Source organism: Streptantibioticus ferralitis, assembly GCF_029223525.1.
GTDB lineage: Bacteria > Actinomycetota > Actinomycetes > Streptomycetales > Streptomycetaceae > Streptantibioticus_A > Streptantibioticus_A ferralitis.
This window is the reverse complement of the sequence record NZ_JARHTQ010000019.1, coordinates 13,707-26,185: the sequence shown is the minus strand read 5'-3', so window position 1 is coordinate 26,185 and position 12,479 is coordinate 13,707. Positions and strand designations below refer to the sequence as shown.

Below are 12,479 nucleotides of genomic sequence, written 5' to 3'. Positions count from 1 at the left end.
TCGTCGCAGCGTATGGGGGTCTCCTGCCGGGATACAGGGATGCTATTAAGCGTCTTCCCTCTATCGGGAACTAAGTTGAAGCTATGCTCCCGTGATGGCTAACGAATTGAAAGTCGAGCTGGATGTGACCGACTGGAGCATCTTGCGCGTGCTGCAGCAGGACGCGCGGGTGAGCTTCAGTGAACTGGGCCGCCGGGTCGCGCTGACGCCACCCGCGGTCGCCGAGCGCGTCCGGCGCCTGGAGCAGCGGGGGGTCATCGAGGGCTACCGTGCTCGGATCAACTTGAACCGGCTAGGCCTGCCCATCCTCGCGTTCGTCAACATCCGATACCCCGGTGGCGACTACCGTGACTACGCGCGGATTTTCGACGAGCGCCCGGAGATCCTTGAGTGTCATCACGTGACCGGCAGCGACTGCTTCATCGCCAAGGTCGCAGCCCGGTCGATGGCACATCTCGAAGAGCTGACGGCCGGTATCGCCCGGATCGGCTCGATCACCACCACGATCGTGTACTCAACGAGCGTCAGTGACCGCGTGATCACCGAACAGAGCGTGACCGCGCATCCCGGGGACCACGCATAGATGCGCACCGCCCCCGTCGTATCCGACGGCTGCCGCTCGATCGAGCGACAACCGGAACTCGATGCGGACAGCAGGAACGGAGCCCGGATCCAGGAAATCACAACGGCGCGAATGGCTCTCATTCATCTTGTCGAAAACACCTGCTGGGTTGCGCTTGGCGGTCGATCAGATGAAACGGACCGCTGGCCCTGTTTGGCTGGCCAACGGTCCTGGGGTGATCTGTTCTTACATTGCCGATGCGCGTCAGGGCTGTGCGAAGAGCATGCGGACAGCGAGCACGGTGATCAGGGCGCTGGAGGCGACGGCGGTGACAAGCCTCCCTCGGCCGCTGGTCAGTAGTCGGCCGAACAATGCTCCGCCACCGGCGAGAAGTACTTGCCAACTGGCGGATGCTGCGAAGGCGGCCAGGACGAACACGGCCTGTTCCAGATGATTCGGCGCCGCTGGGCTCTGACTGCCGAGCACGAGTGCCGCGAAGTAGATCAAGGTGAGGGGGTTCATCATCGTGACCCCCCATAGCCCCATATAGGCCCGCACCGGGCCGAGGGGGCGTTCTTCGGGCTGAGTTGCCGTCAGCGGCTTGCGGTACCGAATGAGCGCCGTTGTAGCGCTGCGGGCCGCCAGCGCGATGAGCGCCACGACCGAGACTCCTCGCAAGGGGTGCATCATCGGCTCGACGACACGGGTCAGCGTGGAGCCTCCGATCACGGCGATCAGCGCGTAGAGGCCATCCGCGGTTGCGACACCCAATGCGGCACAAACGCCGATCTTCAAAGAGGTCCGAGCGGTCAGGACCACCAGATACGTCGCGACTGCTCCCACCGGCATGGCAATGCCGTAGCCGGCGAGTAGCCCCGCGACCAGGGCTGCGATCACGCGTAGACGAGCATCGGCCTCCGTGATCGGCCAGGCTGCTGCTGGACGCACACCGGTCGGACGGTGGCGGTCAGCGGCAGGAAGGCGGTGATCGTGGTCATAGCGCAGATCCTCTGGGCAGCGCGGCTGCTTCGGCAATTCATTTTCGAAGGAGGGATCTGAGAAGTTCGATCAGCACCTAACTGGATGAGCGTGCAGCGGAAGGCGATCCGGTCGGCGATGGCCGCGCAGAGCTGGGGCTCGTTGGCTCACTCTGCGAACGGGGAGAAGGTGGCGATCGCGACACCGCGGGGTGTCGGCGTCGGGTGAATCGTGACCCGCTTTGGGCGGGTGAGAAATGACCCACTTTGCGGTGTTTCAGTCAGTGTCGGTGTCAGTGGGGACGCGTCCGAGTTCGCGTCCGCGCATGCGGTAGGAGTCTCCTTTGAGGGAGTGGACTTCGGCGTGGTGGACGAGGCGGTCGATCATGGCGGCAGCCACGGTCTCGTCGCCGAAGACTTCTCCCCAGCGTCCGAAGGGTTTGTTGCTGGTGACGATTACGGACGCGTGTTCGTAGCGGTTTGAGATCAGTTGGAAGAACAGGTTGGCGGCCTCCGATTCGAAGGGGATGTAGCCGACTTCATCGACCACGATCAGGGGATAGCGGCCGAGGCGGGTGAGTTCGGCGGCGAGGTTTCCGGCCTGGTGGGCGGCGGCGAGTCGGTCGACCCACTCGGCGGCGGTGGCGAAGGCGACGCGATGTCCGGCCTGGCAGGCCCGGACCCCCAGCCCGATGGCCAGGTGGGTCTTGCCGGTGCCGGGCGGGCCGAGGAATACGACGTTTTCCTTGCCCGCGATGAAGTCCATCGTGCCCAGATGCGAGAGCTGTTGGCGCGTCAGGCCGCGCAGGTGGGTGACGTCGAGTTCCTCGAGCGTCTTGATCGAGGGGAAGCGGGCGGCGCGTACGCGTGCTTCACCGCCGTGGGATTCGCGGGCGGAAACCTCGCGTTGGAGGCAGGCGACGAGGTACTCGGCGTGAGTCCAGGACTCCTTGCGGGCCCGTTCGCCGAGCCGGTCGGCGGCCTCCAGCAGGGCCGGAGCCTTCAAAGCCCGGGCCAGGAAGGCCAGATCGGAGGAGGTCTGCTGGCTGGTGCGGCGACCCGCGGCCGACACCTGGGCTTCGTCGACGGGCTGGGCGAGGGCGGCCTCGCCGTCGGCGGTGGCGGTTGATGGCATCAGATGGCCTCCTTGTCGGCGCCGCCGTCGATGACGGTGAACAACCGGTCGTAGGTGCCCAGCTCGCGCTGTTCGACCTCGACCAGCGGGCCGGTGCCGCCGCAGCTGACGGCCTGGATCTGACCCGTGGGGTGACGGCGGGCCTGGTGCCGCATCATCTGACCGGTCTCGGCGTGTTCGGGGTCGGTGAGGGTCTGGTGGCGGGCCCAGCAGCGGGCATGCCGGGCGACGATCTGTCCGCCGGTGGCCAAGACGATGACCTCGTCGGTGTCGGTCAGCACGGTGACCAGGTGGCCGATGGCCGCCGGGTCGACGGAGTAGTCGCAGGTGTCGACGCGGACGTAGTGGTCCCGGCCCAGCCGGGTCGCAAACCGCCACCAGGTCGGCGGGTCCACCGCTGGCAGGGTGAGCATCCCGGCCCGATCGGCCTCCCAGCGGTCAGCCGGGCGGGCGCCCAGGGTGCGGTGGACGCGGCGGTTGGCGACCTTCAGCCACCCGGCCAGCTGGGTGTTGAAGTCGTCCGGGCCGCTGAAGTGACGACCGGGCAGGAACGAGGTCTCCAGATAGCCGTTCGCCCGCTCCACCAGCCCCTTCGCTTCCGGATCCCTCGGGCGGCAGAGGTAGATCTTGGTGGCGAGCAGGCCCGCGAACGCGGCGAACTCGCTGGTCAGCCGTCCGCGGCCGATGCCGGCCTCGTTGTCCCACACCAGCATCCGCGGAACGGCATCCCACTGCGACAGCAACCGCCAGTGCCCATCGATCAGGTCGCCGGTCCTCCTGGAGGGCAGCATCCGTGCGGCGATCATCCGCGAATAGCCCGAGACCATCACCAGCACTGGCGGGCGGCCGGTCTGCCCATAGCCCAGCGGGATCTGTGCCTCCGGGAACCACAGGTCGCACTGGGCCAGCTCGCCGGGCCGATAGGTCGTGCGGGAGACCGGATCGACCGGGAGATAGGCGGGCCGAAGCTCACGGACGCGGTCCTTGAGGATCGTCATCCCCTTCTCCCAGCCGATCCGCTCGGCGATCACCGTCGCGGGCATCGTCGGTGTCTCCCGCAGCAGTTCGCGGATCTGCACCTCCACCGCGTCCACCGCCGAGCCCTTCGCCGACCGCTGGTACTTCGGCGGCCGGTCGCTCGCCAGGGCCCGCTTAACCGTGTTCTTCGAGATGCCCAGATGCCGTGCGATCGCACGGATCGGCATCTGCTCCGCCCGGTGCAGACGGCGGATCTCTGCCCAGTCTTCCACGCGGATCACCCTTCCCTCCTGACCTTGATCACCAAGGCCAAGAATCAGATGAAAATCCACAAATGGGTCAGGATTGACACGCCGTCAAAGGGTCAGATTTGGACCGTCGCCGAGACGGGGAGAGCTGCCCCCAAAAGGACAAATCATTGTGCTCGGCAGAGCCCTTAGCCCGTGCAAGCCGTGCGCATGAGGCGCTGTCGTTCCAGCTCAGCGGGTTATGTGAACAACCCACAATGGGTAGTTCACGTAACTACCCGAGGCAGATTGACAGAACCCCTGGTTCGGAGAGATCCGGACCAGGGGTTCTTCGTTGCGTCTGGGCGCGGGTGCTGTGGTGGGTGTGCGGCGGGCCGGTGTGGCGTTTTTCGCGTGTTTGTCCTGCCAGTAGGCGTTCGGTCCGGCCCGTGGCGGGGCGTTTTCTTGATCTATGGCCTGTTTTCGGGCAGGGCGGGGCCGCGCTGTGTGCTCGGGTGGTGATCGCGGGGGCTGGGGTAGGTCAGCCTGGTGGTTCGCCGGTGGTCAGGGTGGCGAGGGTGGTGGTGCGGCGCTTGGCCCGGGTGCGCCGGGTCTTACGGGGCTCCTCGGGTTCGCCGGTGAGGGTGGCCCAGGGGTCGGGGCGGTGGCGTTTGGCGTGCCAGTCGCGTAGGAGGACCACGTTGAGGCCTGCGATGGCGAAGGCCAGCAGGAGGGTGTTCTTGAGGGTGCCCATGACGCGGGTGAAGCCGCGGTCGATGTGGAGCCGGTGGGTCTTGATCTCGGCGTTGCCGGATTCGATGGCGGAGCGCCGTCCGTAGTCGGCGGCCCATGCGGTGGTGCCCCAGATGGTGCGCTGCCGGGTCCAAGCCATGTCCTGGGGGCCGAGGGTGATCGTCTTGCCGCACGCGCAGGGCATCCCGCGGGCGCAGCGGGTGGTCGGGCGGTCGTGAGGCAGGCGCAGGGATGGGGGGTAGTTCGGGCAGCGGACGCGTTTGGCGACGGCGGGGCCTTTGAAGCGCTGGTAGCCGTCGATGTCGGGGCGGCTGTGTGGGGTGAAGGCGTAGGCGGCGCGCTGGTCGTAACGCTGGTGGAGTGCAGCCTTGTCCTCCTTGGCCATGCCGATGGGAAAGCCCGGTAGGCGGCGCAGGGGTGGGGGTAGGGCGTCGGTGAACAGGGTGCCGTCGATGATGACGGTGCCGGGGATGGGGCCGGGGTGCTGTCCACGCTGCTTGGGGTGCAGGTCGATGATCGCTTCGAGGCCGCGGGCACGGACGGGGTGGGCCCAGCGTGCGGGGGTGCAGTAGGAGTAGCCGCGGTCGGCCAGCACCTCGGTGATCGGCTGGTCGGGGCGGCGGGCGCGTACCTGGTCGATGAGGGCGATTCCGGCTTCACCCTTGTGCGATCCGGCCGGGGCCAGGTGCAGGCCGGTGAAGACGAAAGGGACTTCCGGGCCGTTCGTGGTGCGGGCGTTGACGGCCAGGTGGAGGTCGAACCCGCAAAAGACCTGACCGCGCCCCCCGTTGGTGCCCGAGCGGTAACCCTCCCTAGCGTCCCAGTCGACGGTGTGCTGGGCGCGCTCGTCATGACCGAGCCGGGGCCAGTTCGGCTCGTTGGGCAGCCGCTTGTCGTCGTGAGTCTCGTCGTCTGTGACCGGCAGGTGGTCGGGGTCCACGTCGGGGGTGCGGTTCCACGAGCGGCGCCGTGCCCAGGTCTCGAAGTCAGTGGAGTCGATGGCCAGCACGCCGGTGGGTTGCAGGCTGTCGGGCAGGGAGGCATCGAGGAGACGGCCGACGAACTCCGCGGTGGTGATGGGCTGGTGGGGGCAGTCGGCAGGGCAGGGCAGGAGCTCGCCGGTGGAGCGGTTGACCCAGTGGTGGTTGTGATCGCCAGCGCGCCGTTCTCCAGGGCCCGGTTGAGGCGGGTGAAGGCGTGCCAGAGCATTCGGTAGGTAGCGGTGTCCTCGCACAGGCCCAGGTCGTGGCGGGCGGAGGGGGAGAGGTCGGCGAGGGTGGACAGCACCTTCGTCAGGTGCATCTCGCCCAGGCGCAGCGCGTGCGTGACCAGGCCCACCAGCAAGGCGCGGGCGGTGAACTCCCGTGGCGCACCGGTCTCGGCGTGCAGGTGGGCTTGGACCGCGGGCAGCAGGCCGGAGCGGTCGACCAGCAACTGGGCGCGTCGGACGGCTTGTTCGAGGGTGAGCTTGCGCAGGCCTGTGCGGTGCAGGGGCACCATGCGGGCAGGGTCGCTCACCGGGCGGCCCCAGGCACACGGGTGAGGGCACCGGCGATCCGGCTGGCCGAGTCCTGTGCCGACAGGCGGGGAACGTGCGTGAGGAGATCCACCAGGGTGCCGGTGCTGGCCAGGCCCGCGACGGTCAGCAGCTCCGGCAGCGGGATCCCCGCGGCGAGCAAGGTGACCAGCCAGGTCGTCCTCAGCCGGGGGGGCGGTCAACGAAGGTAGGCGCGCGGGCACTTCGATGCTGTACACCAGCTGGTTGAGGCGGTTCTTGCTCTTTCGCCCGGTCGTGCCGATGAGGGGCTGGTCAGGGAAGCGTGCGGCGAGGCTGCGTACCAGCGGCGCGTAAGCGGCCAGTATCGGGATGGGTCGCGGTTTGTTCCCAGCGACGTGGAGTGTGGTGACGCCGTCTCGATCAGCAGTGACGGACGAGCCGGTGATGATCAGGTGCTCGCCAGGCATGAGCCCTGCGCCGAGTCCGCCGGCGAGCAGCCCGAACGCGGCCCGGGTACGCGCGCCGGTGGGCTGCTTTTCGGCGACCTCGAAGTACGCGGCCACTTCCTCTTCGGAGTAGGGAGGCGCCAGACGGTTGCGGGACAACGCGGCCTGCTGCGGCGGCCATGGCGCGCGCCGAGTGATCTTCCTGCCCATCGCAGCCAGGCGTGAGCGGTGTGTGCGCCGCGAGGACTCCTTCAGCGTGGGCATACCGGCCGCGGTGAAACGCTCCACGACGTCGGGGGTGAACAACTCCTCGGTCTGCAACGGCAGATACTCGGCAATCGCCCACACACAAAACCGCGCGGTGGTCGACAGGTACTGCACGGCAGCCCAGGGCGCGGCGGGCTCGAAGGTGGTCACCGAGGCGCGGACGAAGGGTGCGACCTGAAGCCAGGCGGCCAGGGGCAGGCCTCGGGGTTCATACAGGGCGATGGCGGTGGGCACGTCGGTCACCACCACCCCGCCCATGACGAGCGGACGCGGCACGAGCGTCTCCCGCGAACATGGAGTGTTCTTATAGGTCCACTATTTTCCATGTTCGATTGATGTTCGGAAGGCTGTTCGCGTCACAAACCCGGTTCGGGGAAGGGAGGGGCGTGGCGTGCGCGGTTACCGTGGAGTTGTGCCGCGCAGCCATGGAGACGAGGCCCCCGCCAGCTACCTGGCCGAGGGGCAATGGCCCGATGGGCGGCTGCGCGGTGACGCCCCGGTCAGCGCGGTCTACGCGCAGGCGTTCACCCGGCGTCTGCGCGACGTCATCCTCGATCGAGGGTTGAACCCGTTCGCCGTAGAGCGGATCTGTGGGGTCAGCCGCCGCACCATCGAGCGCACGCTGAAAGGCCGCACGCTGCCGGACTTCGGCGCCATCGCGCGCCTGGAAGCGGCATTGAAAGTGGACTTGTGGCCGCGCCGCGAGCGCGCCCGCAGTGCGGAAGAACAGCAACAGCAAACGCCATGACCGCCCAACGCCCTTGAAAAGGGCACACGTTCGGGTGACACGGCGCGGCGCACGAGGTGAACCTGGTGCTACGCGCGCAACGCGACGTGACCCGGCAAATGCAGCTTGGAAGATGCAGCTTGGTGAACTCGCTTTTGGGGCACCTCCGGGCGGGAATCCCGGAGGTGCCTGCTTTTGTGGGCCTACCCGCTCACCGGCGCCTCCTGCTGCTGGGCGAATTCGGGTGCCAGCCGGTAGTAGACGTTCTTGCGGCCGGGTTCCTTGTGCTTGATGAGCTGACCGGAGCGGACCATGTCGCTGAGGATGCCGCGTAGTTTGCGGTGACTGTCCACACCGATTTCAGCGCACAGATCGATGGCCGACCACCAACGCTGCGGGGCAGCCACCATCAAGGCGATGATCCGCGCCCGACGTGTCACCGGCGTGGCCTTGTCCAATGACTCCTTGGCAGGCTCTGGCCGCTGCGGCGGGATGCCCGCACCCGCGTCGCTGCAGGCGCCGAATGCCACGTCAGCTCGGTTGGCGAGACCCTGGGCCCCAGCAGCCACATCCTGTCGGCCAGCGCCCGCGTCGCTGAAAAGTGGGCTGGCAGCAGTCTGCGCCGGTGAGGAGGCAGGGCCGATGAGATTGACGTTCTGCCACTGCTCGTCGCTGCCGACAATGAGGTCCAGCGTGCTGAGCATTTCGCCGAGCACACGCGCCTTTTCCTCTGCCTGCTCCTTCTCTTGCCTTAGCGCGATGTGGAGTTGGTCGGGTGAATGGCGACGGAGGGCATCGGCCCAAGAAGTCATCGAAGCCACAGTGCGTGACCCTAATGGCGCCGATGCGGATCTTCCTAATCATGGGCTACACCGTCACCTAGGCGAGTGAACGAGGGGGTTTCCCGAAACCAGCGGGATGGGATCCCATCCCGCATACAGGCCACCCAAACCTTCCTGGTCACAACGTAGGGAAGACACTGAGAACACCATCGTCGGCACGGCAGGATACACATAGGGAGGGAGGGCCCACGCCATCAGGCACAGGCGCTGCCTGCGCACAAGGCACCTGAGTTACGGCACCGCGTGGGATAGGGCAACGTCGGCGTGCCGGGCCGCTCCGCACCTGTTGGCATCGATCCTACGGTGGTAGCAGCGACGCGTTCTGGGCGATCGCAGAGCCCCAACACCCGCGCGCGTCAGAGCGAAGGAGGCGGTTCACGCAATGATCGGGATCTCAGGTCTGGCCTACGCGCTCGGCTCGCGCATCATCAGCAACGCGGACCTGGCAATCTCGCATGGCCTGGAGCCGGACTACTTCGTCAGCCGTACCGGTATCGAGCACCGTCTACAGCGAGGGGGAAGGACTTCTTCTCCCTGCCAGCCAGCGCCGTAGGCCGCGGAGAGCGTCCGCGTCGTCGTGCGGCGGGCAAACGACGCGGACGATCTGGCAGCCGCTGGCGGCTGCCCAGAGCGGGGCGTAGGCAAGCACTTCGCATCCGATGCGACGGCCTGGACGTGCTGGAGCAGCTTCTCCCAGGTACCGTCAGCCGACCACAGCAGGTGCCGCTTGTGCACCGTCTTCCATGGCCCGAAGCGCCGGGGCAGCTCCCGCCACTGGCAACCGGTACTGATCCGGTGGATGATCCCGCTGATCACCTGCCCGTGGTCCCGCCACCGGCTACACCGGTTGTTGCTCACCGGCAGCAACGCTTCAGCGCCGCCCACTCGTCGTCTGCCAGTTCCGCCCTGCTCAACATGGTGCGAACAACGGGCCACACGCTTGAAGAGGCACGGCCTGGCTAGTACAGGACCTCGCCCATCGGGGAGCTGTCGCCGACGATGTAGGCGCGGATCGACGCCAGGTACGCGTCGCGGCCGACCCGGCCGTCGGCGTCGGCATCCAGCGCGTCGAACGCGGCGGCGGCGTTCCCTGGCGGGTTGTTCAGTGCGGTGCGCAGCGTGGTGAACTCGGCTTTGTCCAAGGTGCCGTCCCCGTCGGCGTCGGCGAGGTCGAAGAGCGCGCCGAGCGCGAACCGGCAGACGTTGTCGAACTTGTCGGCGCCCACCCACGCGTTGTACTCGTCGAAGGTCAGCACCCCGTCGTTGTTGGCGTCCATCGCACCCCAGGCCTTGAAGCCTTCCGTGCGGGCGGCGACGACGAGCGGGTCGTCCTCTGCGCGCCCGGTGGCAAGGACGGTCCGGTCGATGCGGGAGAGATAGTCGTGCCGCGTGATGACCTGGTCCCCGTCGGCGTCCATCATGGCGAACACGCGCACTCTCGCGGCGGTGGCGGCTGCGTCGGTCATACGGCTCACTCGGATCTCCTCCTGCTCGGTTCATGCTCCGATTCGACGAGGACTCGTCCGGCGCTTCCTACCCGGCACGTTCCGGATGCCAAGCGTCCTGCCGGGAGGACAGGCGTGCGCGACGGCGCGATGGGCGGGCGTGCGCCGGTGGTGCACTTCGAGGCGCCGGATCAGCCGATGCGACGCCGGGGTAGTCAAGTGCTCGTAAAGGCAGACGACTTGTTGGAGGGGCATGTGGTGAGCAGGCGCGGTACGACGGTGACGCTGGGATCCCTGGCGCTGGTGGCCTCGTCGCTGGTCTGGGCGCCGACCGGCCAAGCCGGGACGGGCCGATACGAGGCCGTCACCTGCACGGGCAACGCGCACAGCAGCTATGACCCGCCGCTCACCCTCACGCCCCGGGAGACCCGCAACCACGCGGACGTGCGCTATACCTGCACTACCGCCCCAGGCCGCACTGTTCCGGCGACAGGCTCCTTCGACGCCGTCGCGGCGTCGGCGTCCTGCGTCTCGCTGTCCAGCGCGAGCGGCACGGAAACCGTCCGCTACGCGGACGGCGGCCGGTCGGTGATCGTCATCGACGGTGCCACCACCGCCCGCGTCGCGGGCGTCCTGGTCGTCCTGCAATCGGGCCGGGTCAACGAGGGGCATGGCGAAGGCCACTTCGTACGCCGGACCGTGACCTCGCTACCCCAGCAACTGCCCACGGACTGCCTCACTTCCGGCCTCCAGGGCACCCACAGCGCCGTTCAGTTGGAGATCCTGCCGTAGCACCAGCCCGCCACTGCACCGGCGGGTACACAGCTGTGGCACCGTCACCGCCACAGCACTCCTCATTTGTCCCTCCGATCATGATCGGAGGGACAAAACTAGGTGAGGGCACCGACGCGGGCGGCGAAGGCGCGCATTCCCGGCAAGGTGTGGTCGTGCCGCATCAAGGTGGCGGTCATGGAGCGCACTGAGCCGCGGCGGACCTCCTGTGGGGCTGCGTGTTCGGCCGCCAGCAGAGCGCGGTAGCAGCGCTCTGGCTTGCCCCATTGGTCGAAGGCGCGGGCGACGTCGATCCAGTAACGGGCTTGCCGTTCGGTGGTGGGCAAGGCGGCGACGTTGACGTGGCGGGCGTGCTCGATGGCTTGACCGGCGTCGCCGAGCAGGTGACTGATCGAGATCTGGTGCAACAGGACCTGGCTGGGCCCGAAGATGGTGCCGCGCCGCAGCTCGTCATGGCCCAGGCGCGCGGCAGTGGCGTGTGCCTCGGCGATCAGCTGGTGCGCGGTGTGCCGGTCGCCTTGCTTGGCCGCGGTGTAGGCGGCCGTGGCATACAAGTTCCCCTGCACCGACAGGCGCTCGGTCTCGTTCGAGGTGCGGTCGGTAGCCAGGTGTTGGGCTGCGGTGACGGCGACGTCGGTCGCGCGGGCGTAGTGGCCCTGGCGGCGCCAGGCGGAGGAGACCATGCGGTGCGCCTCCGCCACGGTCAGCGCGTCCGCTCCGTTGAACGCGGCGGTCAGCGCCCGGTCGGCGGTGACGGCTGCCAGGCCGTCCTCGCCGAGCTTGATGCAGAACCTGGTTGCGGTGTTGTACAGCTCGGCAGCCGCTCTGGCCGCCTGCTCGGTGTGCCCGCCGGATCCCAGGGCCTGGGCGAGCGCGATCCGGTACGAACCCGGGTGACCGCCTGGCGGGCCGTCGGCTCCACCGAACTGGCTTTGACGTCGGGAACACCCCTGTTCCGCACGCGTCTGGTCTCCGTGGCCAAAGCCGCCGGACGGCACTACGACGGCCACGTCCTCGACCACATGCAGGCCGCCGCCCGCGTCAGCCTGAAGCAGGCTGAGCAGATCGCCGGGCTGGTCCTGACCGCCTCCACCGAACTACCGGTGGCCGCCGGACTGTCCTCCAGCGCCGCCCTCAGCCGCCTGGTGGGCGATCCCGTCGAGGTTGCTCGGATCTGCGGCCTGGCCCGGCAGGCCGAGGCCGGTGAACTCGGCAGCGGGGCAGGCTGGATGGACTTCCTCGCCTGTGCCCACGGCGGCGTCAACCGGGTCAACGCAGGTCAGGTTCCCACCATCGAGCGGATTACCCCGACTCTGGGCGTCCCCCTCGTGGTCATCGACACCATGCAGCGCCGCACCACCACGGCGGTATTGGCCTCCAAACGGTCCCGATTCGCCGCCCGGGAGCCCGACATGCTCCTCTACGCGCGCCGTGCAAGCGAGTTGGTCGACGCGGTGCACGCGACCTTGACCGCGACCACGGTGGACTACCGGTGGCTTGGCCGACTGATCACCGCGGGACACGACTTGCTGCGCGACAAGGTTCACTGCTCGACCGAACTGATCGACACCTGCGCTGAACGGGCGCAGAAGGCTGGGGCGTTCGGCGCCAAGCTGTCCGGCTCCGGCCACGGCGGCTGCCTGTTCGCCCTGGTTCCCGACGACGCCCTGACAGCCGTCCTTCAGGCCGTGGCGGACCCACGCGGTCGCCCTGCCCGCCTGCGAGCCGCAAGGCCTCCTGGCCGAACCCGCATCCAGCACCACCCTCACATGACCCGGACGTGGCCGTCCGACCATCCCCGATCATCCGTGAGCGGGCGGCCACCGTCAG

At 68.0% G+C, this 12,479-nt stretch carries 14 protein-coding genes and 1 pseudogene; 6 read left to right on the top strand and 9 right to left on the bottom strand.

Going from position 1 to position 12,479, the window contains the following annotated elements; all coding sequences use genetic code 11:
- Nucleotides 1-94 precede the first annotated feature (94 nt).
- Nucleotides 95-583 (top strand): Lrp/AsnC family transcriptional regulator, encoded by a 489-nt coding sequence (locus P2L57_RS25360; protein WP_275818383.1) that lies wholly within the window; start codon nt 95-97, stop codon nt 581-583.
- Between the two features lie 243 nt (nt 584-826).
- On the opposite strand, the gene P2L57_RS25355 is transcribed toward P2L57_RS25360, so the two are convergent.
- The 5 genes from P2L57_RS25355 to P2L57_RS25335 form a co-directional block, all read right to left on the bottom strand.
- Entirely contained in the window at nt 827-1,459 is a 633-nt protein-coding gene (locus tag P2L57_RS25355; protein WP_275818382.1) for a LysE family transporter, read from the bottom strand.
- A 357-nt stretch (nt 1,460-1,816) separates the two neighbouring features.
- Nucleotides 1,817-2,674 (bottom strand): IS21-like element helper ATPase IstB, encoded by an 858-nt coding sequence (gene istB / locus P2L57_RS25350; RefSeq protein ID WP_275818381.1) that lies wholly within the window; start codon nt 2,672-2,674, stop codon nt 1,817-1,819.
- Nucleotides 2,674-3,933 (bottom strand): IS21 family transposase, encoded by a 1,260-nt coding sequence (gene istA / locus P2L57_RS25345; protein WP_275818380.1) that lies wholly within the window; start codon nt 3,931-3,933, stop codon nt 2,674-2,676. Before istA ends, istB begins: the two co-directional genes overlap by 1 nt.
- Before the next feature lie 487 nt (nt 3,934-4,420).
- Nucleotides 4,421-5,866 carry a transposase gene (locus tag P2L57_RS25340; RefSeq protein ID WP_275818379.1) on the bottom strand — a complete coding sequence of 482 codons (1,446 nt, stop codon included), beginning with the start codon at nt 5,864-5,866 and terminating at the stop codon, nt 4,421-4,423.
- Between the two features lie 280 nt (nt 5,867-6,146).
- A complete protein-coding gene (locus tag P2L57_RS25335; protein WP_275818378.1) occupies nt 6,147-6,311 on the bottom strand; it encodes a hypothetical protein in 165 nt (54 codons plus the stop codon).
- Between the two features lie 413 nt (nt 6,312-6,724).
- Between P2L57_RS25335 and P2L57_RS25330 the strand changes: the two genes are divergently transcribed.
- On the top strand, nt 6,725-7,021 hold the full coding sequence (locus P2L57_RS25330; RefSeq protein WP_275818377.1) for a hypothetical protein: 297 nt from the start codon (nt 6,725-6,727) through the stop codon (nt 7,019-7,021).
- Nucleotides 7,022-7,255: 234 nt separating this feature from the next.
- The gene (locus P2L57_RS25325) at nt 7,256-7,591 is read left to right on the top strand and encodes a helix-turn-helix domain-containing protein (protein ID WP_275818376.1); all 336 of its coding nucleotides are present in this window, start codon (nt 7,256-7,258) and stop codon (nt 7,589-7,591) included.
- A 182-nt stretch (nt 7,592-7,773) separates the two neighbouring features.
- Here P2L57_RS25325 and P2L57_RS25320 read toward each other — a convergent pair whose 3' ends face one another.
- Nucleotides 7,774-8,382, bottom strand: a complete 609-nt coding sequence (locus P2L57_RS25320; protein WP_275818375.1) for a hypothetical protein — start codon at nt 8,380-8,382, stop codon at nt 7,774-7,776.
- Nucleotides 8,383-8,794: 412 nt separating this feature from the next.
- Between P2L57_RS25320 and P2L57_RS25315 the strand changes: the two genes are divergently transcribed.
- Nucleotides 8,795-8,965, top strand: coding sequence for a hypothetical protein (locus P2L57_RS25315; protein WP_275818512.1), 171 nt, complete (start codon nt 8,795-8,797; stop codon nt 8,963-8,965).
- Here the strand turns inward: P2L57_RS25315 and P2L57_RS40875 are convergent.
- Complete coding sequence (locus tag P2L57_RS40875) at nt 8,884-9,297, bottom strand: transposase (protein WP_372515908.1); 414 nt, start codon at nt 9,295-9,297, stop codon at nt 8,884-8,886. The two genes, P2L57_RS25315 and P2L57_RS40875, sit on opposite strands and share 82 nt — an antisense overlap.
- A 74-nt stretch (nt 9,298-9,371) precedes the next feature.
- A complete protein-coding gene (locus P2L57_RS25305) occupies nt 9,372-9,878 on the bottom strand; it encodes an EF-hand domain-containing protein (protein WP_275818497.1) in 507 nt (168 codons plus the stop codon).
- Nucleotides 9,879-9,992: 114 nt separating this feature from the next.
- On the opposite strand from P2L57_RS25305, the gene P2L57_RS25300 reads away from it, so the two are divergent.
- A complete protein-coding gene (locus P2L57_RS25300; RefSeq protein WP_275818374.1) occupies nt 9,993-10,649 on the top strand; it encodes a hypothetical protein in 657 nt (218 codons plus the stop codon).
- Between the two features lie 98 nt (nt 10,650-10,747).
- On the opposite strand, the gene P2L57_RS25295 is transcribed toward P2L57_RS25300, so the two are convergent.
- Nucleotides 10,748-11,659 (bottom strand): XRE family transcriptional regulator, encoded by a 912-nt coding sequence (locus P2L57_RS25295; protein ID WP_275818373.1) that lies wholly within the window; start codon nt 11,657-11,659, stop codon nt 10,748-10,750.
- 12 nt (nt 11,660-11,671) lie between these two features.
- Here P2L57_RS25295 and P2L57_RS40335 point away from each other — a divergent pair.
- Nucleotides 11,672-12,328: pseudogene (locus tag P2L57_RS40335) on the top strand (mevalonate kinase family protein); the annotation flags it as partial.
- Nucleotides 12,329-12,479: the final 151 nt, after the last annotated feature.

Coding starts and splice junctions, on each gene's coding strand:
- P2L57_RS25305 (WP_275818497.1), bottom strand. CDS start 9,878: ATGACCGACGCAGCCGCCACCGCCGCGAGAGTGCGCGTGTTCGCCATG.
- istB (WP_275818381.1), bottom strand. CDS start 2,674: ATGCCATCAACCGCCACCGCCGACGGCGAGGCCGCCCTCGCCCAGCCC.
- P2L57_RS25315 (WP_275818512.1), top strand. CDS start 8,795: ATGATCGGGATCTCAGGTCTGGCCTACGCGCTCGGCTCGCGCATCATC.
- P2L57_RS25360 (WP_275818383.1), top strand. CDS start 95: ATGGCTAACGAATTGAAAGTCGAGCTGGATGTGACCGACTGGAGCATC.
- P2L57_RS25320 (WP_275818375.1), bottom strand. CDS start 8,382: ATGACTTCTTGGGCCGATGCCCTCCGTCGCCATTCACCCGACCAACTC.